The organism is Marinobacter sp. C1S70, from assembly GCF_000475355.1.
Lineage (GTDB): Bacteria > Pseudomonadota > Gammaproteobacteria > Pseudomonadales > Oleiphilaceae > Marinobacter > Marinobacter nauticus.
In genome coordinates this window covers 257,802-284,080 of sequence record NZ_AXBW01000073.1, presented here as the reverse complement: position 1 = coordinate 284,080, position 26,279 = coordinate 257,802, and the positions used below count along the sequence as shown (strand labels likewise).

The window sequence follows — 26,279 nt, the reverse complement described above, 5'->3', positions numbered from 1 at the left end:
TGACCCAAGATTAACCTTTCTGTAGGCGAATTCCCAAGAATGCAGGTGTAGAATGCAACGGTTATCTCACTATGTATCAGGGGGTTATATGAGTCTTGCAAAGAATGTCATGGCGATGCTGTTGATTACCGGGTCGCTCTGGGGTTGCTCCCTCAATGCGGAGAAAGAGGGTGGAGAACCCGGATCACTGGCTGGTAGCCAGTGGTTGGTGGAAGAGATTGATGGAGAGCCGGTGCTTGAGGGTAGTGAGGTTACCATCGGGTTCACCGACGAAGGGCGGGTGTTTGGCTCATCGTCCTGCAACCGTTACAACGGTGGCTGGCATGTTCAGGGCAAAGAGCTGGTGTTTTCCCAGATGGCCGCGACGCGAATGGCCTGCCCGGAGACCCTGATGCAGCAGGAAAACCGGTTTCTGAAACTGCTGGGCGACGTTCACGGGTATCAGTTCGCCGCTGATGGCCGTCTGGTGCTTGAGACCGGGCAGGGCGTTACCATCCTGGCCTCGCCAGCCGCTGAACAGGAGTAGTTCCGGTCGCCTTGGCGATGACGTGACACAGGCAGGTTTCTGACTCAGCGCTTTGCGTCGATCGTGGTGAATCCAGGGCGGAATCTCTACAATGGCGACTTGTAGTCTGGAACAACAGAGGATGTGTTCATGTTTTTGCGACAAGGTGTATCGCTGTCTGTCGTGGTTCTTGCAGGCGCACTGATGAGTGCCTGTTCATCCAGCCCGACAAAGACCGGGTTGTCGGAATTTGGCCGCTATCAATGTGGCCAGTTGGAAGTTACGGTCACCAGCTCTGGTGATGACGAACTGGTAGGGCTGGAGTACCTGAACCGCCGGGTTCTGCTCAAGCCGGCCGAGAGTGCCTCAGGCGCCTTGTTCGTAGCGCCCGGCGACCCGGATACCCGGTTCTGGAGCAAGGGGGAGCGGGCAACGCTGAGCCTGCGTGGCGAGACGCTTCCCGAGTGTCTGGAACCGGGCGCCATTGAATCCTCGTTTCGTGGGATAGGCACGGAACCGTTCTGGTCTGTTCTCATCGAGAATGGCCAGATGCGGCTGACCCGCCCCTACGATCAGCAAGTCACCGAAGATATCCGCCTGAACGAGATTCTTGCCAATCGTCATGGCCGCGCCTATGAGGCCACGTTGGGTGATGAGCGTGTGGAAGTGCGGATCGCCCACCAGCTGTGTGAAGACCAGATGGCTGGCGCTCAGTATCCGGCTCAGGTTCGTTTGACACTCGGCGATGAGACGTTCGAGGGCTGTGGCGGGGATCGTCAGCGCCTGTTCAGGGGAGCCGAATGGGTTGTGGAAGACCTTGGCTGCGCCGGCATTATTGACCGCTCCAGGATTACCCTGAGGTTCCTGGCGGATAACCGGGTCGCGGGTCGGGCCTCCTGTAATCGTTATGTGGGAAGTTATAACCTGACCGGAGAAGGGCTGTCCTTCAGTCCGCAGGCCACCACCATGATGGCCTGTGCGCCCGCTCTGATGAACCAGGAAAGACGCTTTCTGGAGCTGCTGGAACAGGTAACAGATGGCCGGATTGGCCGGCATGGCGAATTGCTGCTGCTGACACCGGCTGGCGATACCATCAAGGCCTTTCAGTCTGAGGTGGAAAGCCCGTAGGACGCCTTGATCGCGTTCAAACGGCCAGTTTCAGCCAGTCTGGCCAGGCCCGCATCCAGTAGCCTGGCCAGTTCTTCCGCCCTTGGATTCCCGGCTGCGAAGGCAATGTAGACGGGAGCCTGATGGGCGATACCGGCCAGTTTTGGGGTGTTATATCCTGAATGCTCCCGCAAAAACCAGTTCATGACCGCCTGGTCTTCGGCGAAGGTATCTGTGCGTTCCTGTGCCAGTAGTCTGAGGGCTCGCCCCAGGGGCGCTGCTCCGGAGAGGACCCACACTCGTTCGGGATCATCGGTATAGTCTGCAATATAACGATCCAGCTCCGGAGAGTAGGAGTAACCGTTGATCACCAGCAGGGTTTTTCCGTTAAGCGACTCCAGCCCCCGGTATTGCCATTGACTCTCCGGATGCGTGTACAAGCCGATACGGGCGGTGCCCATGGGGCGCTCCGGAAAGACAAAGTCCGGGGCGTCGCCTTTCAGGGCGCCGATAACGCCATCAATCCGGTTCTCCCGGGCCAGGCTCAGGGAACGGGCCCAGCCATAATTTCTGTACTCAACGTCAAAGCCGGATGCGGCAAAAATCTCCCGCGCAATATCCACCATATAACCTTCCTCCGGCGCACCAGCCCGGCAGTTATGGGGGCACCAGGGGTCGGCGGCGAGAATGATCCGGTGTTGATCTGGGTGGGGGGCAGGTTGCTGGCGCGTGGCGCTTTCCGTGGCTTCATGCCGTCCTGGTTCTGTAGCCTCATCGGGTGAGCAGGCGGCCATCAACAGGGCCAGGATGAGCAACGGGAATCTGGGCATGAGCGGACTGGGTCACGGTAATCTGCGAATGTGCATTTTCATAGTATACCCTTGCATACTATTTGCAATAACAGGTTCGACACTGTCAACGGACTGAAGCATTCCTGGCGCACACTGTCAGCAGCCATTGCCAGAGAGCCTGAAATGACCGAACTGAAAGCATTGACGCCCCACGCTGTGATACCAGCGGAGCAAGCCCGCCGGGACAAAGGCCAGAAACGAAGGCTTCGCACTTTCCTGCCGGAGCTGATCCAGCTCGAGCGGCTGCTGGCGGAGGCGCCGGAAGGTGTCTCCAGTTCGGTACTGTCCCGGGTGAACGTTCGCGACCTTGAACTGCCGGTCTATCGGGTCGATCTGGGTACCGATCGCAAGGATGCGCCCGTTGTTATGCTCATTGGCGGAGTTCATGGGCTTGAGCGTATCGGCACGCAGGTGGTGATGGCGTGGCTGTCTTCTTTTCTGGCACGCCTGGCCTGGGATGACAGCGTACGGGCGCTTCTGGAGCGGGTGCATATCACGCTTCTGCCCATGCTGAACCCGGGCGGCATGTACCTGAACCAGCGCAGCAATCCGAACGGGGTTGATCTGATGCGTAATGCGCCGATCACGGCCCAGGATCGCAGTGCCTTCCTGTTGGGAGGGCAGCGGCTTTCATCACGCTTGCCCTGGTATACCGGTGATCCCGAACAGGGGATGGAAGCCGAGAACCTGGCCCTCGAGTCGGTGATCCGGGAACTGCTGCCGGGTCGTCCATTCAGTCTGGCGCTGGATTGCCACTCCGGGTTTGGCTGGCAGGATCAGATCTGGTTTCCCTACGCCTATCGCCGCCGGCCCATGCGCCGCATTGGCTCGGTCATGGCGCTCAAACTGATCTGGGAACAGGCTTACCCCAATCACACGTACCGGTTTGAGCCGCAATCTGCCCACTATCTGACCCATGGTGATCTATGGGACTACTTTTACAAACAGGTTAACCGAACCAGCGACGGTGTTTTTCTGCCGCTCACCCTGGAAATGGGATCCTGGCGCTGGATTCGTAAACGCCCGCGTCAGCTGTTTCGGCTGGAAGGCTTCTTCAACCCACTGGTTCCGCACCGACACCAAAGGGTGTTGCGCAGTCACATGCCGTGGATTGATTTCCTGTTGAACGCCGCTGCCAGTCATGAGAACTGGTTGCCGGGGGCGGATGAAGAGTCCATGCTGAGGGAAGCTGCCATTATGCACTGGTACAGGGATAGCCGATGACATGCACTGGATCCTTCTGAGAGGCCTTACCCGGGAGCAGGGCCATTGGGGCGATTTCCCGGCACAGCTTCGCTCGGCCTTTCCGGAACACCGGTTCCACACCATTGATCTGCCGGGTACCGGCACACTGTTCCGCGAGGATTCTCCTGACACTATCCCTGAGATTCGCAGGCGCGTCTGTGAGCAGGTCAATCATATACCCAGGCCGTTCAGCCTGTTGGCGCTGTCCATGGGCGGTATGGTGGCCCTTGACTGGGCCCAGCATGCCGAACCCGGGGAGCTGCAGCACCTGGTTCTGGTCAACACCAGTTCCGGTTTCAGCCCGTTCTGGAAACGCATGCGCCCGCTGGCCTGGCCGCGCGTGACTCAGCTACTGGCCCGTCGAGAGCTGTTTCACCGGGAGCGGGATATTCTGCGCCTGACGTCCAATCGAGAGATTCCACTGTCTTTGTGCAAAGCCTGGTACAGCATCCAGCGCCAGCGTCCTGTCAACTATCGTACGGCGTTCAATCAGTTGCGGGCGGCAGCCCGGTTTCAGCCCTTGCCGCAGCGGCCCATGGCAGACGCCCTGCTGCTGGCGAGCAAGGGTGACCGTATTGTGCACTGGCATTGCAGCGCCGAACTGGAACGGCGCTGGTGCTGGACGCTTCGGCTGCATCCGGATGCCGGGCACGACTTGCCGCTGGATGAACCCGGATGGATCATCCAGCAGATGGAGCATTGGTTGCCTGGTCAATAGCGGTTGCTTGACGCAACTGTTTTTTGCGGTCACGCTCATTGGCGTCAATTCAACGAGTGAACGGAGCCAATAACAAGATGAAACTCTTCGAAACCCGAACCGCCCCCAACCCACGCCGAGTGCGCATGTTCCTGGCCGAGAAAGGCTTGCTGGACCAAGTTGAACTGGTGCAGGTGGATATTGAAAAAGGGGAGAACCTGAGCCCGGACTTTGTTGCCCGCAACCCGATGAAGAAAGTGCCGGTGCTGGAACTGGATGACGGCATCTGCATTGCCGAAACCATGGCCATCTGCCGCTATTTTGAGGAAAGCTATCCGGACACGCCCAGTCTGTTGGGTGAATCACCGCTGGAGAAAGCCCAGGTGGAGCAGTGGCTGCGCTGGATCGAATTCTATTTCATGATGCCCACCGGCATGTGCTTTCAGCACACCACCGGCTATTTCAAGGACCGGATGAACCCCATCAAGGAGTGGGGGGAGGAGTGCGGCCAGGGCGTCGAGAAATTTATGCATTTCCTGAACAAGCAGCTCGAGGGCAAGGAATACCTGTGCTGTGACCGGTTCACCGCCGCCGACATCAACGCTTTCACCACTGTGGCCTTTGCCCGGGTGGTCAATATCCGTATCAAGCCGGAACAGGAACACCTGCAGGCCTGGTTCGACCGGATCAAGGCGCGGCCTTCGGCGCAGGTCTGAAGTTTGCCGGTGACCTGAAGTCCGGCCGGCTGATAGTATCGCTTGATGGAACGGCGCGCCCTGTTCACACGGGGGCGCCAGGAGCGAGCCGTGCGACTTGAAGGATTGAATGATGAGCAACAGTGCCAATCTGGAATGTGCGATTAATGCCATCGACCAGGCAAACCAGCAGGATCCCAACCGCGAGGAAATAGATGGTGAATCCCTTCCCAGGGAATACGCCTACAGCCTGCACATGACCCGCTGGCTGTTTGAGCTGGAGCCGGAACCTTCCGAGCGCATGCAGATTGCCTGTCGGGCCCAGCATATCGAGCGCTGGACCATGCCCCGTAGTGACTATGGTGAGGGCCGCAAGAATTACTATCAATGGCGTCAGGCCTGCGGCCGCATGCATGGTCGCCGGGCAGCGGAGATCATGGCGGCTTGCGACTACCCGAAAGCGGAGTGCGAACGGGTCGAAACCATTCTGACCAAGCGTAAACTGCGGGAAGACGAAGACACCCAGTTGCTGGAAGATGTGGCGTGTATGGTGTTTCTGGAGCGCTATTTTGCGCAATTCTTTGAAGACAACCCGGATTACGACAAAGAAAAATGGCTGCGCATTGTGCGCCGGACCTGGGGAAAAATGACACCCCGTGGCCACAGTGCCGCTCTGAAGCTGGCCGAGGGCATGCCCGCTCACCTGTTGGCGTTGCTGCAGGAGGCGCTTGCCGCACCCGCTGAGTGAATCCTGCACTTGAGCTACCGTCATTCGTTGCATATGATATGCATTATCATTTGGCAATGGGTGGCAAGCTATGGCGACACTGGCCGACCGAAATCCGAAAATCCTGATTGTCGAAGACGATCAGTCCCTCAGTGATCAGCTGTCCGGATTACTGGCGTCCCGAGGCTATCAGGTGGTACAGCGTTATGAGGGGGATCAGGCACTGATCACCGCTATGGGGCAGCGGCTGGATCTGATTCTTCTGGATGTGCTGCTGCCGCGCATGAATGGCTTCGAATTCCTGGAGAAGCTCCGTAAAACCCGCCAGACCCCGGTCATGATGCTGACCGCCTGTGGTGCCGAGCAAGAGCGCATTATGGGGTATCAGCAGGGGGCTGATGACTATGTGCCAAAACCTTTCAGTTTCACCGAATTGCTGTTGCGAATTGAGGCGTTGCTGCGGCGCACCCTGGGCGAAACCGATCAGCGCGCAGACCCTGCCACACTGGCTGCCGGTGAGTTAAAGCTTGATCGTCATGCCATGACCGTCAGCTTTCAGGGTAATCCGGTCTCGCTGACTCCCATCCAGTTTCGCCTGCTCTGGACTCTGGTGTTGCATCAGAGCGAAGCGTTGAGCAAACCCTATCTCTACCAGGTGGTGCTGGAGAAAGAGTTCAGTCGCTACGATCGGAGCCTGGACATGCACCTGAGCCGGGTGCGTCGCAAGTTGGTGGAGGCCGGCGTTGCCGGTGACCGACTGCAGACAGTGCACGGCAAGGGGTATTGCTTCCAGTGAATCGTCGTTTGTGGTGGAAGCTGTCAGGCACCCTGGCGCTGGGAACGCTGGTGTTGTTCTGGGTAATCTCCTTTCTGGGGGTCACTACTGAACAGCAGATGAGTTTTATTGCCCGCAAGCATCAGGAGACCCTGAAAGACTGGGGGCACACAGCAGAGCGTCTGTACCTGGCCGGCGACGAACAGGCCCTTGCCCGTTGGCTGGAGCAACTGCAACAGGACGAAAACACCTGGGCGGCGGTGGTTCGGTCCGAGATACAGCCGCTGGCTGGCAGTGAACTGTCATCACAGTTTCAGGAGGGTTTTCGGCTTGGACGCAACGTGGAATGGAAGATCCATCTGTATTTCACCGAAAACCCGATCATGGATCTTACCTTCGCCGATGGCCATACCCATTTCCTGATTACCCTGCCTCAGCGTATGCGGCCGGGCGCTTACCTGCCGGAGGCGCGGCTATTCCTGAAAGCTGCCCTGCCACTGACGGTGCTGCTGGCATTGTGTCTGGTGATTTACCGGCACCTGATGAATCCCGTTCGCCAGCTGGAACTGGCAACCCGTCAGTTCAGTGAGGGTAATCTGGGCGCCAGAGCCAGGGCTCTGCTAGGTAACAGAAATGACGAACTGACGGCGCTGGCAGAGACCTTTGACCAGATGGCTGAGCGGATCGGCGATCTGATCCAGTCCCAGCGCCGGTTGATCTCCGATCTCTCCCATGAGCTGCGAACGCCCCTGACCCGGATTGATATGGCCATCAGTTGCGTAGAGGAAGGGATCGATACCCAGCATTTCCTGCCCCGGATACGGCGGGAGTGCGATCTGATGCGCGCCCTGGTGGAGGACACCCTGACCCTGGCCTGGCTGGAGAACGAGCAGCCGGAGCTCAACCAGGAGGATCTGGATCTGACCGATCTGGTGGATACCATTGCGGAAGACGCCCGCTACGAGTACCCGGAGCATAATATCAGGACCGAGCTTCCGGAACAGGCGGAGATTCGGGGTACCAGTCATCGGGCGTTGGCACAGGCCATTGAAAATGTGGTCCGTAATGCCTGCAAGTATACGCCGGCCGGTGGCACGGTAATGATACGGCTGCAGGAGGAAGCCGGTGGGTACCGGCTGTCGGTGGAGGACGACGGGCCGGGTGTTCCGGCCGAGCAACTGGAGGCGATCTTCCGGCCGTTTTTCCGTGCCACACGGATCCGGGAAAGTGTGCCGTCTGGCCATGGCCTGGGGTTAGCGCTGGCAAGCCGGCAGCTGGATGCCATAGGGGGGCGAATCCGGGCCTGTAATCTCGCGGGGAACGGTGGCTTGGCGATGCATTTGTGGTTGCCTGCAGTCCGGATGTAACAAATGTAAAACTGGTTCACTTCGCGACACAAGTTATCGAGAATGCACTCCAAATACGAATCATTTGCATAATGGAGTGCGGTCGTGATGGCAAATTCCTCACCGATGAAACAACCCCGGCGCTTTCGTCGCAACACCCTCTGGCTGGCGCTGATGGCAGCACCTCTGGCTCATGCACAGCCGGTTTCCCTGGATCCTATTCAGGTAACCGCAGACCGTGAGGCGGACGCCGATACTGTGATCGATGCAGAGACCATAGAGCGTTTCCAGGCGGACGATCTGGAAGACGTCTTTGCGGGCCAGCCAGACGTGAGCGTTGGTGGGTCCAACAGCATCGCCCAGAAAGTTTATGTCCGAGGCTTTGAAGACCCGCTCTTGAACGTATCCGTGGATGGTGCCACCCAGGCTGGGGCACTGTTCCATCACTCCGGTCGACTGTCGGTGGAGCCGGAGTTGCTCAAGCAGGTTGCAGTCAATGCCGGGGCTGGCCGGGCCACCGAAGGAGCAGGCGCCCTGGGCGGATCAATCCGCTTTGTTACCAAGGATCCGGACGATTTGTTGCGGCCAGGCGAAAGCGCCGGGGCCCTGGTTAAATTCGGCTCTTTCTCCAACACCGATGGCTACAAGGCCAGTGGCACGGCCTTTGGTCGGCTGAGTGATAACTGGAGCACTCTGGTGTCTGTCAGCCAGAGTGACCACGAGCCGTTCAAGGATGGCAGTGGCGACCGTATTGCCGGCAGTGATGCCCGTCAGCAGCTGGGGTTTGCGAAACTGGTGGGCCAGTTGCCGGCCGATCAGACTATCAAGCTCAGTCATGAAGTACGTACCGATGAGGGGGAACGGCCCCAGCGTCCACAATGGGTTGTCAGTAGTTTCAATCGCCTTTACGAACTGGATGGCCGACGGGACACCACTACCCTCAACTACGGATACGCTCCTGCAGGCAATGCCCTGGTGGATCTTGAGGCAACCGTATACCACACCGAGTCTGACATCGAACAGAACGTTGAGGATCGCTGGGGCCGTTACTTCGGGTTTAGCCGGAACATCGGCGGCGACCTTCGTAATACCAGTCGTTTTGGCGAGCACAGCCTGACCTACGGTGTTGATTATCGTGAGGACAAGGTGAACGCGGGGTATCAGGAGGACAAGCGGGCCGAGCAACAGACCGGTGAAGTGCTGGGCGTTTACCTGCAGGGCGATCTATGGCTCACCAGCCGTCTGCTGTTCAGTGCCGGCGCCCGTTATGACGACTACCGGCTCAAGGACAACGATGATCAGCGCTTCAGTGAAGACGAGGTCAGCCCGAATGCCAACCTGGCCTGGGAGGTGGTGGACGGTCTCACCCTGAAAGCTGGTTATGCCGAAGCCTTCCGGGGGCCAACCACTCAGGACTCCTTCAAGCTGGAAGGTTCTGAAAACGATCCGGATCTGGAAGGCGAAAAAGCCCGGAATACCGAGGTCGGTTTCGATTACCGCTACGAGACTTTCCGGCTGTCGGCCGAGGTGTACCGTTCTGAAATCAAGGACGCCATTGCTGATCCGTTGCTGCCGTTCCGGGAATCCATCTACAAGAACATCGGTGATCTCGAGTCTGACGGCTACCTGATCTCGGCCGGTTACCAATGGCAGGCACTTTCCGCCGGACTGAGCTTCCACAGTAACGATGCCGAAGTGGATGGCCAGCCGTTGACGGTGTACGAGCACAATCTGCTGGGTAACACCATGGGAGATACCTGGATTGCGGACCTGGCGTACCGCTGGGATCGAAACCTGGAGTTTGGCTGGCAGGGCCGGTTTGTTGAGGGTATCGATAATCTGGACACCTCTGTTGGCACCATCGACAAGCCCGGATACGGTGTGCACGACCTGTTTCTGCACTGGTTACCCACCGGCAATGAGGATCTGCGCCTGAGTCTGACCATCAAGAACGTCGGCGACAAGCAGTACCTGGCTCATGCCAGCAATGCCGATTACCAGCATATTGAGGACTATGAGGGAATCGTTGGCATGCCGGAGCCGGGGCGGGACATCCGTGTTGGCCTGGCCATGCGGTTCTGAGGCCCGTGATGTTGCGTTACCAAATCATAGCCGCCCTGATGGGCGGCGTTTTCTGTTTACTGGCTGAGCTCTCCCTGGCGGCGGACACGGTTACCGATCTGGCAGGGCGGACGGTAAAGCTGCCGGACCGTGTCGAGCGAGTGATCCTGGGAGAGAGTCGCTATATTCCCGCGCTTGCCATACTGGAGGGAGAGCACCTGCCCGACCGTCTTGCCGGGCTGTTACCGGATTTTGAAATGACGGATCCGGGCGGCTATGCGCAGTACCTGAAAGCTTTCCCGTCACTGGCGGATATTCCCCGGGTGGGGCACACCTCGGCTGACAGTTTCAGTCTGGAAAGTGTGCTTGCCATGGGGGCTGACCTGGCCATCTTCAGTCTCGAGGGCCACGGTCCCGGCGCCCATAACCGGGCACTGATTGATAGCCTTCAGCGAGCGGGCGTGGCAGTGGTGTTTATCGATTTTCGGCAGGATCCTCTGGTCAATACACCCAGGAGCATGGCTGTTCTGGGCGAAGTTCTCGGGCGTCAGGATGAGGCCGAGGTCTTCAACCGGTTCTACCAGCAACAGCTTGCCCGGGTCACCGGCGTGGTGGCCGAGATTCCGCGAAGCGACTGGCCCAGCGTGTTCCTGCACAGTCGTCTGGGTCGGCATGACAACTGCTGTGAGACCATGGTGGCGGGGATGATGGGGCACTTCATCGAGGCTGCTGGCGGTAAGAATGTGGCGCAAGGCCGGGTTCCCGGGGTCAGTGGTGTGCTCAATCTGGAATATCTGATCAGTGAGCCACCCCGGCGTTACGTAGCCACTGCCATTGGCTCCCGACGCTATCAGGCGTCCGAAACCGACCATGCTTACGTGATGCTAGGGGCCGGTATTGATGAGCAGACGGCCAGGGCATCCCTTCTCCGGGCCACCGATCGTCCGGGGCTGCGAGCGGTAAAACCCATTCGAGAGGGGAGGGCCATGGCTATCTGGCACCACTTCTACAACACGCCCATGAATGTGGTGGCGGTCCAGGCTCTGGCCCGGTGGTTCCATCCGGCAGCGTTTGGTGAGCTGGATCCAGATGCGACCCTGGCGGAATTCTACCGGCGATTCCAGCCAGTGCCGCTTGACGGAGTCTATTGGGTGACAGCCGGGGAGGCCCAGAAATGACGCCTGTGCAGTATAGGCAAGATGCAGGGCTGAAATCGTCTGACACCAGGGCGTCCTCGCTGGCCGATGACTATCGGCGTTTTGTCTGGCGCCGGGTGTTATGCCTGGGAGGGTTGACCCTCGCGGCGATGACGGCACTGCTGGTGGATATTGCCAGCGGGCCGTCGATGTTGGGATTGATGGATGTGTTCAGAGGACTACTCAACCCTGAGGGTATCGATGCCGGCACCCGCGTGATCATTGAGGATATCCGACTGCCATACGCGTTGATGGCGGTGGTGGTCGGCGCTTGCCTTGGCCTTGCCGGGGCGGAGATGCAGACGGTACTGAATAATCCGCTGGCCAGCCCGTTTACCCTGGGCGTCGGTGCGGCTGCCACTCTGGGGGCGTCCCTGGTGATTGCCTTCAATATCTCGGTATTGGGATTGGCGGCCCATGTATTGCTGCCCCTGTCTGCGTTTGTATTTGCCGCAGCCGCCTCGCTGCTGATTCTGGTATTGTCACGCACTCTGGGGGCCTCGGTGCATGCAGTGGTGCTGTTTGGGATTGCCCTGTTATTCGGCATCAACGCAGTGGTGGGCCTGATCCAGTTCATGGCCGATGCCGAGTCGGTTCAGCAGATTGTGTTCTGGACCATGGGTAGCCTGGCTCGGGCCAGTCTGGACAAAGTGGCCATTGTCGCCCTGGTGCTTGCGCTGTGCCTGCCGTTTTCCCTTCGCAATGCCTGGGCCATGACCTTGTTGCGCAGTGGTGAGGAACAGGCCCGAAGCCTGGGTATCCGGGTGGAGCGCATGCGCCTGGTGGTGCTGATGCGGGTGAGCCTTTTGACCGCGGCGGCCATGTGTTTCGTTGGCGAAATCGGGTTTATCGGCTTGGTGGCGCCCCACATCGCCCGTTTGATGCTGGGTGAAGATCATCGCTTTCTGTTGCCGGGCAGTGCCCTGGCCGGGGCCGTTCTGCTGTCGTTGTCATCTATCGCCAGCAAGTTACTGGTGCCGGGAGTGGTATTGCCGGTGGGGATTGTGACCGCCCTGGTAGGTATCCCGCTGTTCATTACCCTGATCATCGGCCGCAGCAGGAGGGCCGCATTGTGACCCTGAAGCTGCAATCCGTCACCGCCGGTTACCGGAATCGATCCGTGTTCACAGGGCTTACCCTGCCGGAGATACCCGCGGGCTCACTGGTGGCCGTGGTTGGCCCTAACGCCGTGGGTAAATCCACGCTGCTGAAATCCATTGCTGGCCTGCTGCCGATTGCCGGCACCATGACCTTTGCCGGGGAAAACCTTGCGGCGATGACGGCCCACCATCGTATTCGTCGTGTCGGTTACCTGCCGCAACCACTGCCCCAGGCCATTCCGTTGGTGGCCTATGAAACCGTATTCAGTGCCTGTCGCTCCGCCCGCGGTGACTGGTCCCGGGAAGAAACCGAGCTGGCGATTGAAGAGGTTTTCGACACCCTGGGTATCCGGCAACTGGCGCTTCGGCGGCTGTCGGAAATGTCTGGTGGTCAGCGCCAGATGGTGGGGCTGGCTCAGGTACTGGTACGTCAGACGCCATTGATGCTGCTGGATGAGCCCACCAGTGCCCTGGACTTGCACTGGCAGCTGAATGTGCTCAACGCGGTGCGTGATGCCACCAGCCGGACCGGCGCCATTGCTCTGGTGGCCAGCCATGATCTCAATCTGGCCCTGCGCTATTGCGACCAGATTCTGGTTCTGTCCCCGGGGGGCCAGGCCGTGCTGGGCACACCGGCACAGGTGCTGACGCCGGAATTGTTGGCCAGAACCTATGGTATCGAGGCCCGCATCGAGCGATGCTCCCGGGGACACCCCATTGTGCTGGCGGATCGTCCGCTATCTGCCAGTGTTAACTGACCCATTGAGGTAAGGAGTCTGCCATGCCAACCATGAATGCCCGAGTCGCCACCACCGATCCCGGTCGCCTGATCAATCGCCTCTGCAAACACTTTCGCCACAAGATTGAGGCTGAGTGGACCGCAACCGATGGCAGGCTGGCTTTCTCCATTGGTGAATGCTGGCTCGAAGCCGCAAACCGGGAGCTGCTGATGCGCTGCCAGTCAGCCACCGGAACGGAGCTGGAGGAGTTGGGCCAGGTGGTGGCTTCCCACCTCATTCGCTTTGCCGGCGATGAGGTGGATAAGGTTCACTGGCAGACGGCCAGCGCCTGAGATTGCGCGTGGTTCTGGCGAACGTTTTGCCGCAACTGGTGAAGATCGCTGCATAGCACCCGGTAGCTGTCCGGGCCGAACCACTCCAGGGAAATGTCCAGTGGGGCCGGATGGGTTTGCGACTGCTGCCAGCCGGCCAGGGTGTCCAGTAGCGGCCGGTAGTCACAGGCACCGTCCAGCACAGGCACCATTCCCTGCCGGGAACCGGCCGGTGAGTAGACATTAGCCGGAGCAAATACGCCGAGCTGATCCCGATGACGGATATTCTTGAAGTGAAAATGTCTGACCCAGGGCGCCATTTGTTGCAGCGCCAGCTTTGGGTCTGCTCCGGCTTCCCAGACATGCAAGACGTCGAAGTTGATACCCAGGGCCGGGTGATCCACGTCGGTTAGCAACGTCAGCGTGGAGTCGACCGTATCGGCCAGGGTGCCGGGGTGTGTTTCCACCACCAGAGTCAGGCCTTCATCTGCGACGCAACGGGTCAGCGTCTGCAGACGTCGGGTCTGGGCCTGGCGCTGTCTCTGGTCGAGCTCGGCGCTGCCCCGATGGCCGGCAAACGTTCGCAGTTTGGGTGCCTGCCAGTGTCGGGCCAGCCGGCAGAGTTCGCGGGTGTAGTGGATAGCCTCCTGCTCGCTACCGTCTAGCGGCAGGTAGTCGCTGACCATGGGAATGGCCAGTCCCTGGCTTTGCAGCCAGCGGCCATCCAGTCCGGGCTGCTGTAACAGGTGCCGGGCATGCACGCCCCAGAGTTCAATACCGTCAAAGCCGGTGGCGCCAGCCCAGGTGGCGAGTTCCGGTAACGACACCAACTGGTGGCGGAACGAGATGGTGCACAGGTGGAAGCGAATCATGGCAATACCTCCAGGGCGGACGTCCGGGTGTTGACCGTGAGGTCAGGGTGTTGCTGCTGCCATTCTGCAAACAGGCCCTGCAGGCTGTCCTTGATGGAGAACTCTCGCTGATCCTGCTCGTCCAGCAACTGCTCGACCCCGGACAGCAGGGCAGCGTTACCGGACATCACCAGTTTCAGCGCCCGGTACTGGATCTGGGTGTAGGTTTTCACCAGCCGGTCAATGTCCTCGCACAGCGCTTCGAACCACGGATCGCCCTCGGCGGTGCGGCCCTGATCCTCCAGCAGCCAGGCAAAGGCGTGCTCGTAGGCGTACTTGCGAATCGCCATCACCGGAATCTCCCGGAATGCCCGGGGCAGGTTTGCCAGTGGTTGCCTGGCATCAGGACCGATATGGGCGTGCAGAATCTGCCGCAAGGCATTGGTGAACGGATTGGTGTCGGCTTTCATGCACTGGGCGAAATAAGCGGCTACCGTTTCCGCGGGCGTATGCCGGATTTCCAGACCGTCGAAACAGAATCCGCCGGCAGCGGCCGGGGAACGCACCGAGTCCAGAATTCTGGCTTTGGGCAGCACACCCTCCCAGCGAAAATCCGGGTCCGACATGAACCACTGCTCCGGATCTTCCGTGGCTTCCAACATCACGTAGTGGGGAAACGGGTTCTGGTGGAATTTGTTTTCCCGTTCTGGAAGTCGGTAAAGGTCCAGCATGACCATGACCTGACGATCGGAAGGGCGCGTTTCCACCAGTTCAATCAGCCGGTCGATGTTGGCCTCTTTCGATTGCTGGTGGTTATACCAGGATTCAATGGTGACGCCGTACAGTAGCCGGTACCACTCCCGGAACTGGTCGTGGCGGGTATGGGGCGAGTGGTAGGACAGAACCTGCTCCTCATTGACCGAGAAGTCCGCATCCCATACGCCAAAGTAGAAGGGGCGGTGGTCCACACCGGGTGTGCGTTTGATGATCTCGCAGACACAGCTGACAAAACAGTGCACTTTGATCACAGGGAAACCTCCGGGTTGCCTGTGGCGACCAATAGCGCTTCCAGGTCCTCAATGGTCTCGAGCTGATGGCTCAGCAGCGCTTCTTCGGGTATATGCAGGCCGTGCTCCAGTTCCAGGTGTACGATTAGTTGCAACAGCATAATCGAGTCAATTGCCAGATCGGCGTTGAGGCGGGCAGTCGCTGAGAAAGCCGAAAGCCGGGCGTTGGGCAGATGGCTTCGAATCACCGCTTCAATGGCGTCTCGGGTGGCAGTGGCTGAACTCATGCGGGCACCTCCCGCAGGTCTTTGGGGTTGAGGGATTCAGTTAACAGCCGGCGACTGACCTTGCCGTTCGGGAGCCGGCAGATGCTTTCCACCTGTTCGATCAGTGACGGCACCTGGTGCGGTGACAGTTGGCCCCGGCTCCATTGCCGCAGTTGGTCGGTGTCTATTTCTGAGTCTGCTACAAAGCGCAGGCAAACCCGCTCACCGGCAAAGGCATCCGGTTGCTTGAAGGCCACCGCCTCGCGAATCCCGGGATAGCCAAGGAACACGTCTTCTACGGCCCCCGGATAGACGTTGATGCCGGCGACGTTGATGGTGTCATCGGAGCGGGCCAGGAAATGCAGCTGGCCCTGCTGGTCGAAATAGCCCAGATCCCTGCTGTGAATGCGCTGCCCGGTGGCCTTAACCGTGATCAGGATTTCATCCGGTTGCCCAGGGGAGCCCCCGGCCTGCACTGACACATGCGGTAACGACAGGCCGAGTTGGCCAGGCTCGGTCACGTCCGGGCTCAGCGCAACGCAGCCGGCTTCTGAACAGCCATATTGCTGGCAAACGCGCAGGCAGCGGTTTCGAAGCTGGTCCAGTACGGGGGCGGGCAGGGGCGCCCCGGACAGCATGACGCTGTGCAGTCTCTGCTTTTCAGGCAGCATTCGTATCAGCAAGCTGACCAGGGTCGGGGAGGCATAGAGCAGATGCTCGGGTACTGCGCGCAGCCGCGCAAGAATAGAGCGTGGATTGAGATTGGTGATCACCTGGGGGGCAATCCCCCGTTGCAGGGCTGCCAGCACACCACAGATCAGACCGTAGGAGTGCGTCACCGGGCATGCGACCACCGGTATCAAGGTCATGGCCTCAGTGAACTGGGCAACATAGGCGGCCAGTTCCCGTTCTATGTCGTTCCAGGGCCGTGTGATGGTTTTGGGGTTGCCCGTGGTGCCGGAGCTGAGCTGAATCAGCTCTCCGCCTTCGGCGCAGGTCGTCTTCGCTTTCCCGCGAATGACTTCGGGCGTGACTTTCTGGAGTTGCTCGCCGAACAGCAGGTAGGTGCAGCCCGTGCTCTCGGCCAGGGTTCGGGCGGCGGCATAGGGGGTGCCGGAATGAATGGGCAACACACTGGCGCCAAGGGGTTTCAGCCAGAGGCACAGGGCCAGCCAGTGGGCGGTGTCCTGCAGGCAGACCGCAAATCGGCAACCGGCCGGCTCCTGAAATTCAGGGCGCTCCTCCAGGCACTGGACTATCTGGTCGCAGTCCGGTTGCGTGTAAGGCATGTTGTCGACATAGAACAAAGGTGCAGTCACGGTAACCTCTTGTGATGGTGATCAATGAAGGGCATCAGGGTGTCGTTGGGGCCCGGGGCCAGGGGATTTGGCACCCGGTGGCGAGGCTGCTCGCTGTCTGGCTGAAGTTTGCTGCGCAGCAGCGACTCGGTGAGCGGGTGTGGTTGATCCCATCCCAGGCGATCCAGGCGGGACCTCTGCTCCGGGTGTTGTCGTGCGTAGTTAGTCAGGATTGTCCGGACCCGATCCCAGAACCGCGCCTCGTTAAATCCGTAGGCCTCTTCCAGGACCAGCGCGAGCTCACTGAGATTGAAGATAAACAGGGTATCCATCACCAGCTCGCGCAGGGCCTCCGGGTTGCTCATGCGGTAGTACTGGTTGTCCGGTGCCTGATCGTAGAATGCCTGCCGGGGGCCGAAGTTCGGTTCGGGGGTAGTCTGGGGCAGATAGTCCCGGGCGTACTCGACGCTGTCGTGGAAATCCCGAAGCATCAGTGCTCTGGGCCAGCCGCTGCGCGCCACCAGAAGGCTGTTCTGGGCATGAGCCTCAAGACCGACGCCGTGGGCAGCGAGCATATGCCAGACTGGCAGAATGACAGCCTTGAGCGTGGCCTCCAGCCAGGGGACCACACCATAATGCTCCACCCAGGGGTGAATAAAGGGCATGTCGTCAGGTTGCCACTGGAACAGGGCGTTTAAGGGAATGGCCTGCTCACCCTCATGAAGCCGGGAGCCGATGCTGGCGCGCCAGATGGCGGCCAGCTCCCCCGCAAGCTCCGAATTATTTGCTCCCTGCTCTTCGCGCGCGGCAACGCCCAGGCTGGCATATTCGGGCAGCAGACGTAGCGGGTAGTTGGTATCAAACAGTGGATCGCCGGCGACAATGGACTCGAGCCAACGGCTGATGACAGGAGCCGATGGCACGGAATGGGGCTCCAGATGCCGGCGTGACGAGGTATTGTGAATGCCCAAAGGCAGTTTGACGCAGGCTTTCGCTGGCCGGCTGGCATTGAATAGAGACCTGAGCGACTGCCCTGGATGGTAACGGTCTCCCAGAGGCCCCAGGCATTTGATGCCCAGTGCCTCAAGCCGGGCGGACTCGGGACCCTGGCTGAGTTTCTGCCAGTGCCATGGGTGGGTTGGCAGCGCGCCATATTGTTGCCAGTCAACGCCCGCCCGGTGGAATGCTGCCCGTAGCAGATAAGCCTGTTCCTGGCCCAGTTCTGATTGCCAGAAAGCCATGTCTGAAGACGGTAACTGGGAATCCAGATTGTGTCGGGGAATTGCCACCCAATGAAGCCTGAATCCGGTGCTGGTTTCCGGGCTATAGTGCACCAGATCATCGCCCTGGAATCCGAGTCGGCTCTTGAAACAGGGATGGTAGGGGTGGCCTTCGTGCAGGGCGCTGTCCAGAGCTTCGCCATGCAGGTTCCGGCGGTCTCCGGAATGACGAGCCTTGCGCAGGGCGTCCAGCCGTTCACTGTTGCTGATCGTGGCCAGCAGCTCCGTTAACAGAGATTGCTGGTGTGAGTTCGTTGCCGGAAGCTGTGCAACCAGCGTGGTCACCGAGAGCGACACCGGTTTCTGGTTCCGCTCCAGGGTCAGGGAACTGGTGTCCAGTCTCAGTCGGCCAAAGCCCCGAATGCGGGCTCGGCAACGTCCGTGCAGATTGCCAGCCTGGAAGCTCAGCCATTGCCATCCGGTGCGGTTGCGATCGCCCGGATGGTACGCAATCAGGCCTTCAAACATCAGGGCTTCAAGCAGCTGCCGCAGCACCCGTTGGGCCGGTAACTCGCTCAGGGCGGTCACCGGTTGCAGTCCTGCCATGGGGGCTTTGGATAAGGCTCTCGGTTCAGGCAACACCATGGCTTACCTCGACTGCCAGGGCGGCGGTGCTGCCTTTCGGTGTTGCCCGGGTATCGCCGCGGAGTGGATTGGCAATACTGGAGTAGACTGCCATCTCCAGCTCTGCATTCAGCTCGTCAACATCGTTGACCCGGGTCAGCAGATTGCCTTTGTAGGGTAGACGGCTGTCTTCCAGTAACGACTTGACGAGCGCCTGTGCCGGGCCATCAAGCCGGCTGTGCTCGGCATGTAGAAAATGTCGGAATTGCTGGATCAACAGGGTTTCCGATATCAGGTCGTCAATGCCAAAGCGGGCAATTACCGAAAACAGCTGGTTTACGATCAGGTAGTAGCAGAACCTGTCCCGGATCATGGCGTCCCGGTAGAACAACTCCGGGGTTTCTTTCAGGTCGGTACATTGCTCTGTGAGTGGCCCGCGCAAGCTCTCCGAGAGGTAGTAACCCTGATTGTCCCGGTAGTAGTAACAGCGTGGATAGCCCCCGCTGACATCCAGCAGACTGTTCTGCTGATGGGCTTCCAGGCCAATGCCGTGCTCATCATAAAGCCGCAGTGCCGGGCCAATCGCGCATGATAGATACTGCTGGAACCAGTCCCGGCTGACGGCTGCCAGGCTGCGGTTCTCGTTCAAGGCCAGGCCCTCGATCAGATCCAGTAACCGGGAATTCCGGCCCGGCAGGGGATCCTGGGTCAGGGCGGCAATGCTGATCACCCCCTGGTCCTGCCCCGGCGGGAAAGGGTTGTTCCGGAAAATCACTTCAAAGCCGCTTTCGGTCAGCCCGGGTAGCATAACGGTCAGATAGGCCGGGTCCTGAAGGATCCGGAAGCCGGGCTCGGCCTCACCAAAACCGGTTTGCCGGAGCAGCCGGGACATAACCACCCCCGCTTTCAGCTCGTGGGCCTTGTTGACCCGCAGCGAGTTGGTCACCTTGACTGGAATGGAGAACTTCAGCATCCATTCAGCTTGCTCGCAGTAAACAGTGCGTACCGATGACGTCGCAGAAAACTCCGGACCAAGCGAGCCCAAGGGGTGAATCAACCCCTGGGCGATGGCGTCCAGCACCCCGGGCTGCGTCATCAACCACTGAGCCTGCAGAGGATGGGCCGGGATCAGGGCATGATTGTCCGGCAGGTTCAGGGAGGCTTGACTGTCCTGCAACAGAGATTCGGCCATGGCACTGGCTGGTAAAGGACCATCAGAATCCTCCAGGACGCAATCCCGATGAACCAGAAAGTAGTGCAGCTGAAAGCGCCCGGTCAGCTCCGGCGCGTAGGCATGCTGCTGCCATTCCGACATCCCCTGGCGGCTCTTGGGAGTGGGATGGGCGGTGTGTCCGAACAACAGAGACTGCTCTGAATCGATAAACCGGTTGGCCAGAAGGCGTGAATCGTTGCGCCTGTGTTCGACGTAACGGGTCATGACCCCGTAGCTGTCGGTGAGCCGATGCAGGAACTCCAGTTCCCGGAGTTTTCGGAGTTCGGGCACCATGCCGCCGGATAACGCATAGAGTTCACGGGCCAAGAGACACATTGCCTGAAAAGGGTCGATGTCGGCCCAGCAATGACGACCGCTGAGCCACTGTCGTACCTTGCCGTAGCGGTGTCGGCCCAGAGCGGAGCGGTAGACAATATCGATGGCCAGGCGGGAGCGCTGGCTGTTCAGAGTCAGTTCGCATACCCAAGGCCCCGAGAACCGGCCTGTCGGATCCTGGGTGCGCTGGCTGGCGGACTGCCAGTCGCCGGGATCAACTTCCTGAAGGTAACCATGCAGGAAAGCCTGAAAACTTGCCTGTTCGGCAATTGCCCGGGCAGACGGTCCCATGTCGACGCTCCAAATTCCTGAATTTGGAGTAAATCTAAATGAGAATCTGTTGCATGTGAAATGGTTTTACATTTTTTACAATTAGCCGGGAACGGTGATCACCCGCTGCGGCCGGAAGCGTAAAAACAGGGCTATTGCGAGGCCGAAGGTGAGCCATTCCGCCAGTGGCAGTGCCAGCAGTAGCGGCCATTCCGGCGCAAAGCGGGCAATGCCGACCAGCAGCAGTGCGGGCAGCACCAGGCTTCTGGAAAAGGCGACAAGGGCTGAAGGCAGGGCTTTGTGCATGGCCGTCAGGTAGACCGACAGCAACACGTTGATGCCGTTGACCAGAAACAGCGGCCACAGGATGGTCAGAAAACGGTCTGCCAGGGCCGCGGTGGCCGGGTCTGCCGTGGTGTCCAGAAACAGGCGGACCACCTGATTTCCAAACAGCCACACCGTGACCACCAGCGTCAGTGCCAGGCTCAGAATGACGGTGGCCCCGCAGCCCATGAAGCGCCGGATACGTTCGGCATTGCCGGCCCCGAGGTTGTGGCTGATCAGCACGTGCATGGCGTCTGAAATGCCATAGAACACCATCAGGCTCAGGAAGATCAGATAGTTCACCACGGTAAAGGCGGCTACCCCCGCCACGCCCTGAGTGGTCATCAACAGCCAGTTGATCAACAGCATAACCAGCCCCACGGAGAGTTCGTTGATCCACTCCGAAACGCCATTGGCGAACGCCTGGGGAATCTCCTGCCAGTGTTTTTGCTGAAGCTGGAAGTGAAGCTTGCGTTCCGGCTTGAGAAAGTAACAGGCCAGAACCGCGAACTGCAGCACCTGGGCCAGGCCGGTGGCGATGGCGGCGCCGCGCAAACCGTAATCCAGGTAGCCCACCAGCAGGGCGTCCAGCAGGATATTGGCGGCGGCTCCTGTTACCAGAGCCGTGGTTGCCAGCCCAGGGAAGCCGTCTACTCGCACGAAGTAATACAACACCATGGTGACCAGCTGGGCCACCAGCACCCAGATGATCACCAGAAAATACTCGGACATCAGCGGGTAAATGTCCGGGGAGGCGCCGAGCACACGATAGATCCCATCATGGAACAACAGCCCCGCCAGTGCTCCGGTCAGAGCCAGGGCCAGAGTAGCCATCAGACACTTGCTGAAGATGGCAGATGCGGCGTCGGTCCTGCCTTCGCCCAGATAGCGGCCAGCCCGAACGGTACCACCAATGGCCAGGGCGAGCGCCATGCCGAATAGCAGGGTAAACCAGGGAATCAGCAGGTTCAGAGCCGCCAGGGCATCTGCGCCGGCGAAGTTGCCAATGAAAATGCCGTCAACGATGTTGGCGGTGGTCAGTGCCAGCAACCCCGCTACGGAAGGCAGGGCATAGCGGAAGAAAACCGGCCAGAAGGGGCCGGTCAGTATCGGGTTGTCGGAATCCTTGCCGGTCTCTGCGTCCATACTTTCCTCACCCGTTTATCCTGTGAATCAGCCAAACAGCTCCTGCAGTTTCTCACCCGGATCTGGCGCGCGCATGAACGACTCACCCACCAGAAACCCGTATATGCCCCGGCTGGTCATGGCCTCAACATCTGAACGGGTCATGATCCCGCTCTCGGTAATGGTCAGTCGGTTTTCGGCAATCCGGTGGTGCAGTTCAAAGGTGGTGTCCAGCGACACCTCAAAGTTGTGCAGATTGCGGTTGTTGATGCCTACCAGCGGCGTGCTCAGGGTAAGCGCATCGTCCAATTCCTCGCCATCATGCACCTCCACCAGCACATCCAGGCCAATCTCATGGGCGATGCCCTCCAGTTCCTGCATCTGGTCTTTGGTCAGGCAGGCGGCAATCAGCAGAATGCAGTCGGCGCCAATGGCCCGGCTTTCATACACCTGATAGGGCGCCACCATGAAGTCCTTGCGGATCACCGGCAGGCTGCAGGCCGCGCGGGCGGCTTTCAGGTAGTCTTCGTGGCCCTGGAAGAAATCTCTGTCAGTCAGCACTGACAAGCAAGCCGCACCGCCTTGTTCGTAGCTTTCGGCGATGCGTTCCGGTTCAAAGGGATCTCGCAGGATGCCTTTGCTGGGTGACGCCTTCTTGATCTCGGCAATGACTGCTGGCCGCTGAGCTTCGATGCGGGTGCGCAGGGCATTGGCGAATCCACGCGCTGGAGCTTGATCGCCGGCCATGGCTTTCAGGTCTGCAATCGAAACCTTGGGCTTACGTTCATCAATTTCTTCCCATTTTCGGTCAACGATTTTCCGGAGAATCGTGGGAGTTTTGTCCAAATGTCGTTCAGTCATCTCGTGCCTACAAAATTGGGTGCTGGAGCCGATGATGGGGGCCTTTCCAAAACACGCCCACAAGTACGTCCCTGTAGGGCTTGGCTGTAGCCATCCATGGCTACAGACAGTTTTGGAAAGGCCCCCATCACCGGCTCGTCAAACTTGGCAATGGCCTTCAGGAACTCATGGCCGTTAAAAACACTGGGAGAAATCAGCCAGCTCTGACATCTTGCCGGCCGCGAGTCCCGAACCCATGGCATCGAGTGCCATATCGACGCCTTCTTTGGCGGTCCTGGCCAGGCCGGCGACATAAATGGCTGCGCCGGCGTTCAGGGCGATCATGTCGCGGGCTTTTTCGGTGGTTTCGTCGTGGCTGCGGCCGAAAGCGGCCTTGATCAGTGCCAGTGACTCATCAGCGCCATCCACCGACAGGCCCACCAGCGACTGGCTCTTGATGCCCAGGTCTTCCGGGGTCAGGTCATATTCGGTGATTTCGCCATCTTTCAGTTCCGCCACATGGGTGACGGTGGCCAGGCTGATTTCATCCAGGCCGTCTTTCGAACAGACCACCATGATGTGTTCGGCGCCCAGACGCTGCAGCACTTCCGCCATGGGCCGGCACAGTTCCCTGGTGAATACGCCAATCAGCTGACGGGTCACGCCGGCCGGGTTGGTCATGGGGCCAAGAATATTGAAGATGGTCCGGCAACCCAGTTCCCGGCGTGGGCCAATGGCGTGTTTCATGGCGCCGTGATGGGCCGGGGCAAACATGAAGCCGACGCCGATCTGCTCGACACAGCGGGCGACTTCTTCCGGCTTCATGTTCAGGTTGATACCGGCTTTCTCAATCAGGTCGGCGCTTCCGCTTTTCGATGACACGCCCCGGTTGCCGTGCTTGGCGACATAACCGCCGGCAGCCGCCACCACAAACGAGGCGGCGGAGGATACGTTGAACAGGTTGGCGCCGTCGCCACCGGTGCCGACGATATCCACCAAAGGCTCGGCGTTAACCGTCACGCCGGTGGCCAGTTCGCGCATGACTTCGGTGGCGCCGGTGATTTCGTCGATGGTTTCGCTCTTCAGGCGCAGGCCCATCAGGAAGGCGCCGATCTGGGCGTCGGTGGCTTCGCCGTTCATCACAATACGCATCACATCCTTCATTTCGTCCCGGGACAGGTCCAGGTTGGAGGCAATGCGGTTCAGTGCTTGTTTCATGTCCATGGGGTCGTCGGCCTCTTGTTATGTTCTCAGGAAGTTGCGCAGCAGTTCATGGCCCTGTTCGGTCATGATCGACTCGGGGTGGAACTGCACGCCTTCGATGGGCAGGGTCTTGTGGCGTACGCCCATGATTTCTTCAACGGAGCCGTCGTCGTTGCGGGTCCAGGCGGTCACTTCCAGGCAATCGGGCAGAGTGTTCTTGTCGATCACCAGGCTGTGGTAACGGGTAGCCTGCAAGGGATTGTTCAGGCCGCGAAACACACCTGCATCCTTGTGGTACACCGCTGACACTTTGCCATGCATTACCTTGCCTGCCCGGATGACGTCGCCGCCGTATACCTGGCCGATGGACTGGTGGCCCAGGCAGATGCCCAGGATAGGCAGTTTGCCGGCGAAATGACGAATGGCGTCCATGGAGATCCCCGCCTCGTTCGGCGTGCAGGGGCCCGGGGAAATCACCAGTCGCTCGGGGTTCAGAGCTTCGATTTGTTCAATGGTGATTTCGTCGTTCCGGTATACCTGTACGTCGGCACCCAGCTCAGCCAGGTACTGCACCACGTTGTAGGTGAAGGAATCGTAGTTATCGATCATCAGCAACATAATCTGTTCCTCCGCCTCAATGGTCGTAGTCGTTGTAGGTCATGGCCACGGCACGGAAAATGGCGCGGCCCTTGTTCATGGTTTCTTTCCATTCGAGGCGGGGAATGGAGTCTGCCACCACGCCGGCGCCGGCCTGGATGTGCAGGGTGTTGTCCTTGATGACCGCGGTGCGGATGGCGATGGCGGTGTCCATGTTGCCGTTGAACGACAGGTAACCGACCGCACCGCCGTACACGCCGCGCTTTACCGGTTCCAGCTCGTCAATAATCTCCATGGCGCGGATTTTCGGCGCGCCGCTGAGGGTGCCTGCGGGCAGGGTGGCGCGCAGCACGTCCAGGCAGCTGGTGTTTTCTTTCAGTCGACCGGTCACGTTAGAGACAATGTGCATCACGTGAGAATAGCGCTCCACGATCATCTTGTCGGTCAGCTTCACTGTGCCGGTTTCCGACACCCGGCCGGCGTCGTTGCGGCCCAGGTCGATCAACATCAGGTGCTCGGCGATCTCTTTCGGGTCGGCCAAGAGTTCCTTTTCCAGGGCTTTGTCCTCGGCATCGGTGGCGCCGCGTTTGCGGGTGCCGGCGATGGGCCGGACGGTGACTTCCTCATCTTCCACACGCGCCAGGATTTCCGGAGATGAGCCGACAATATGGAAGTCTTCCAGATCCAGGAAGTACATATACGGTGACGGGTTGAGCACGCGCAGCGAACGGTAGAGGTTCAGGGGTGGTGCCTCGAACGGAATCGACATGCGCTGGGAGATGACGGTTTGCATGACATCGCCATCCAGCACGTAGCCTTTGATCTTGTCCACCGCCGCTTCGAATCTGTCCTGGGTAAAGCCGGAAATAAAGTCGCTCTCGTCCACCACCTTGCCGCGTAGATGTTCCGGCGTGCGGGGGGCGTTGGCGGTCTGGCGGTGCAGTTGGCTTTCCAGCTCGTCGATGCGGCGTTGCGCCGCTTCGTAGGCGCCTTCAATAGACGGGTCCACGTGCACAATCAGATGCAACTTGCCGCGCAGGTTGTCGAACACCACGATTTCATTGGACACCATCAACAGAATATCCGGCGTGCCGATCTGGTCGGGCGGGCAGCTGTTGCGCAGGCGCTTTTCGATGTAGCGCACGGTGTCGTAGCCGAAATAGCCCACCAGGCCACCGTTGAACCGGGGCAGTTCGGGCAGGTCCGGGGCGTTAAAGCGCTTCTGGTAGTCGTCCACGAAAGCCAGAGGGTCATCGACCTCTGCCTGTTCGACCACTTCGCCGTTGCGGCTGACTTCGATGCGGTGGTCGAAGACTTTCAGAACTTCCTGGCTGGGTAAGCCAATGATTGAATAGCGACCCCATTTCTCGCCACCCTGTACCGATTCAAACAGGTAGGAGTATGGGCCGCTGGCCAGTTTCAGATAGGTGCTGAGGGGAGTGTCGAGATCCGCCAGAACTTCGCGGTACACAGGGATACGGTTATAGCCGGCTTCAGCGAGCTCGTGGAATTGCTCGGGTGTCATGGTTCGGTTTCCTGAAATCTGATCTGCGTTTTGTCAGAACGGTGTTACACCGCTGTGACCGGTGGTGCGGGCAAGCAGGCATGCGCCATCAGCCCCGGGGCTTGCTCAGCCGGTGCGCCATCGCCACCATCGTGTTGCGCGGGTTGTCAGGATGCCTCGCGCTGCAGTCAGATTCAGTCCCTGCACGGCAGGAATCTCCCGAATTGATGTGTTCAAAATAAAAC

At 59.5% G+C, this 26,279-nt stretch carries 25 protein-coding genes; 13 read left to right on the top strand and 12 right to left on the bottom strand.

Annotated features, from left to right (window positions below; all coding sequences use genetic code 11):
* The first annotated feature begins 88 nt into the window (after positions 1 to 88).
* Together Q669_RS16725 and Q669_RS16720 are read left to right on the top strand one after the other, a co-directional pair.
* Positions 89 to 526: an META domain-containing protein gene (locus tag Q669_RS16725; protein WP_022993167.1), complete on the top strand. Its 438-nt coding sequence runs from the start codon at positions 89 to 91 to the stop codon at positions 524 to 526.
* 129 nt (positions 527 to 655) lie between these two features.
* A complete protein-coding gene (locus Q669_RS16720) occupies positions 656 to 1,633 on the top strand; it encodes an META domain-containing protein (protein ID WP_022993166.1) in 978 nt (325 codons plus the stop codon).
* Here Q669_RS16720 and Q669_RS16715 read toward each other — a convergent pair.
* Positions 1,609 to 2,442, bottom strand: coding sequence for a substrate-binding periplasmic protein (locus Q669_RS16715; RefSeq protein WP_036149902.1), 834 nt, complete (start codon positions 2,440 to 2,442; stop codon positions 1,609 to 1,611). The two genes, Q669_RS16720 and Q669_RS16715, sit on opposite strands and share 25 nt — an antisense overlap.
* Before the next feature lie 144 nt (positions 2,443 to 2,586).
* Here Q669_RS16715 and Q669_RS16710 point away from each other — a divergent pair, with 144 nt between their 5' ends.
* The 11 genes from Q669_RS16710 (at position 2,587) to Q669_RS16660 (ending at position 13,377) form a co-directional block, all read left to right on the top strand.
* Positions 2,587 to 3,687, top strand: coding sequence for a M14 family zinc carboxypeptidase (locus tag Q669_RS16710; RefSeq protein ID WP_022993164.1), 1,101 nt, complete (start codon positions 2,587 to 2,589; stop codon positions 3,685 to 3,687).
* 1 nt (position 3,688) lies between these two features.
* Positions 3,689 to 4,426, top strand: coding sequence for an alpha/beta fold hydrolase (locus tag Q669_RS16705; protein WP_022993163.1), 738 nt, complete (start codon positions 3,689 to 3,691; stop codon positions 4,424 to 4,426).
* A 77-nt stretch (positions 4,427 to 4,503) separates the two neighbouring features.
* Positions 4,504 to 5,121 (top strand): glutathione S-transferase family protein, encoded by a 618-nt coding sequence (locus Q669_RS16700; RefSeq protein ID WP_022993162.1) that lies wholly within the window; start codon positions 4,504 to 4,506, stop codon positions 5,119 to 5,121.
* 109 nt (positions 5,122 to 5,230) lie between these two features.
* Positions 5,231 to 5,848 carry a DUF4202 domain-containing protein gene (locus Q669_RS16695; protein ID WP_036149900.1) on the top strand — a complete coding sequence of 206 codons (618 nt, stop codon included), beginning with the start codon at positions 5,231 to 5,233 and terminating at the stop codon, positions 5,846 to 5,848.
* Positions 5,849 to 5,918: 70 nt separating this feature from the next.
* Positions 5,919 to 6,623 (top strand): response regulator transcription factor, encoded by a 705-nt coding sequence (locus Q669_RS16690; RefSeq protein ID WP_022993160.1) that lies wholly within the window; start codon positions 5,919 to 5,921, stop codon positions 6,621 to 6,623.
* Positions 6,620 to 7,969 carry a sensor histidine kinase gene (locus tag Q669_RS16685; protein ID WP_022993159.1) on the top strand — a complete coding sequence of 450 codons (1,350 nt, stop codon included), beginning with the start codon at positions 6,620 to 6,622 and terminating at the stop codon, positions 7,967 to 7,969. Before Q669_RS16690 ends, Q669_RS16685 begins: the two co-directional genes overlap by 4 nt.
* Positions 7,970 to 8,056: 87 nt before the next feature.
* Positions 8,057 to 10,030 (top strand): TonB-dependent receptor domain-containing protein, encoded by a 1,974-nt coding sequence (locus Q669_RS16680; protein WP_022993158.1) that lies wholly within the window; start codon positions 8,057 to 8,059, stop codon positions 10,028 to 10,030.
* 8 nt (positions 10,031 to 10,038) lie between these two features.
* On the top strand, positions 10,039 to 11,187 hold the full coding sequence (locus Q669_RS16675) for an ABC transporter substrate-binding protein (RefSeq protein WP_011786942.1): 1,149 nt from the start codon (positions 10,039 to 10,041) through the stop codon (positions 11,185 to 11,187).
* Positions 11,184 to 12,281 (top strand): FecCD family ABC transporter permease, encoded by a 1,098-nt coding sequence (locus Q669_RS16670; protein WP_022993157.1) that lies wholly within the window; start codon positions 11,184 to 11,186, stop codon positions 12,279 to 12,281. The genes Q669_RS16675 and Q669_RS16670 overlap by 4 nt, the downstream gene beginning before the upstream one ends.
* Positions 12,278 to 13,063, top strand: a complete 786-nt coding sequence (locus tag Q669_RS16665) for an ABC transporter ATP-binding protein (protein WP_014422803.1) — start codon at positions 12,278 to 12,280, stop codon at positions 13,061 to 13,063. The genes Q669_RS16670 and Q669_RS16665 overlap by 4 nt, the downstream gene beginning before the upstream one ends.
* A 23-nt stretch (positions 13,064 to 13,086) precedes the next feature.
* Positions 13,087 to 13,377: a DUF2218 domain-containing protein gene (locus Q669_RS16660; protein ID WP_022993156.1), complete on the top strand. Its 291-nt coding sequence runs from the start codon at positions 13,087 to 13,089 to the stop codon at positions 13,375 to 13,377.
* Here Q669_RS16660 and Q669_RS16655 read toward each other — a convergent pair.
* The 11 genes from Q669_RS16655 to trpE all read right to left on the bottom strand — a co-directional run bounded on the left by Q669_RS16655 (position 13,353) and on the right by trpE (position 26,055).
* Positions 13,353 to 14,228 (bottom strand): sugar phosphate isomerase/epimerase family protein, encoded by an 876-nt coding sequence (locus tag Q669_RS16655; RefSeq protein ID WP_011786938.1) that lies wholly within the window; start codon positions 14,226 to 14,228, stop codon positions 13,353 to 13,355. The two genes, Q669_RS16660 and Q669_RS16655, sit on opposite strands and share 25 nt — an antisense overlap.
* Positions 14,225 to 15,235: a DUF6005 family protein gene (locus Q669_RS16650; RefSeq protein WP_022993155.1), complete on the bottom strand. Its 1,011-nt coding sequence runs from the start codon at positions 15,233 to 15,235 to the stop codon at positions 14,225 to 14,227. Before Q669_RS16650 ends, Q669_RS16655 begins: the two co-directional genes overlap by 4 nt.
* On the bottom strand, positions 15,232 to 15,501 hold the full coding sequence (locus Q669_RS16645) for a phosphopantetheine-binding protein (protein ID WP_022993154.1): 270 nt from the start codon (positions 15,499 to 15,501) through the stop codon (positions 15,232 to 15,234). The genes Q669_RS16650 and Q669_RS16645 overlap by 4 nt, the downstream gene beginning before the upstream one ends.
* Positions 15,498 to 16,799 (bottom strand): AMP-binding protein, encoded by a 1,302-nt coding sequence (locus tag Q669_RS16640; protein ID WP_022993153.1) that lies wholly within the window; start codon positions 16,797 to 16,799, stop codon positions 15,498 to 15,500. Before Q669_RS16640 ends, Q669_RS16645 begins: the two co-directional genes overlap by 4 nt.
* Positions 16,796 to 18,604, bottom strand: a complete 1,809-nt coding sequence (locus Q669_RS16635; RefSeq protein ID WP_227501132.1) for an IucA/IucC family protein — start codon at positions 18,602 to 18,604, stop codon at positions 16,796 to 16,798. The genes Q669_RS16640 and Q669_RS16635 overlap by 4 nt, the downstream gene beginning before the upstream one ends.
* A 25-nt stretch (positions 18,605 to 18,629) precedes the next feature.
* A complete protein-coding gene (locus tag Q669_RS16630; RefSeq protein WP_022993151.1) occupies positions 18,630 to 20,462 on the bottom strand; it encodes an IucA/IucC family protein in 1,833 nt (610 codons plus the stop codon).
* An 81-nt stretch (positions 20,463 to 20,543) separates the two neighbouring features.
* Positions 20,544 to 21,911, bottom strand: a complete 1,368-nt coding sequence (locus tag Q669_RS16625; RefSeq protein WP_022993150.1) for an MATE family efflux transporter — start codon at positions 21,909 to 21,911, stop codon at positions 20,544 to 20,546.
* Positions 21,912 to 21,938: 27 nt separating this feature from the next.
* Positions 21,939 to 22,751 (bottom strand): indole-3-glycerol phosphate synthase TrpC, encoded by an 813-nt coding sequence (gene trpC / locus Q669_RS16620; protein WP_023011302.1) that lies wholly within the window; start codon positions 22,749 to 22,751, stop codon positions 21,939 to 21,941.
* 174 nt (positions 22,752 to 22,925) lie between these two features.
* Positions 22,926 to 23,954: an anthranilate phosphoribosyltransferase gene (gene trpD, locus Q669_RS16615; RefSeq protein WP_011786930.1), complete on the bottom strand. Its 1,029-nt coding sequence runs from the start codon at positions 23,952 to 23,954 to the stop codon at positions 22,926 to 22,928.
* Positions 23,955 to 23,972: 18 nt separating this feature from the next.
* Entirely contained in the window at positions 23,973 to 24,551 is a 579-nt protein-coding gene (locus tag Q669_RS16610; RefSeq protein WP_011786929.1) for an aminodeoxychorismate/anthranilate synthase component II, read from the bottom strand.
* A 16-nt stretch (positions 24,552 to 24,567) separates the two neighbouring features.
* Positions 24,568 to 26,055 carry an anthranilate synthase component I gene (trpE, locus tag Q669_RS16605; RefSeq protein ID WP_011786928.1) on the bottom strand — a complete coding sequence of 496 codons (1,488 nt, stop codon included), beginning with the start codon at positions 26,053 to 26,055 and terminating at the stop codon, positions 24,568 to 24,570.
* Between the last annotated feature and the right edge of the window lie 224 nt (positions 26,056 to 26,279).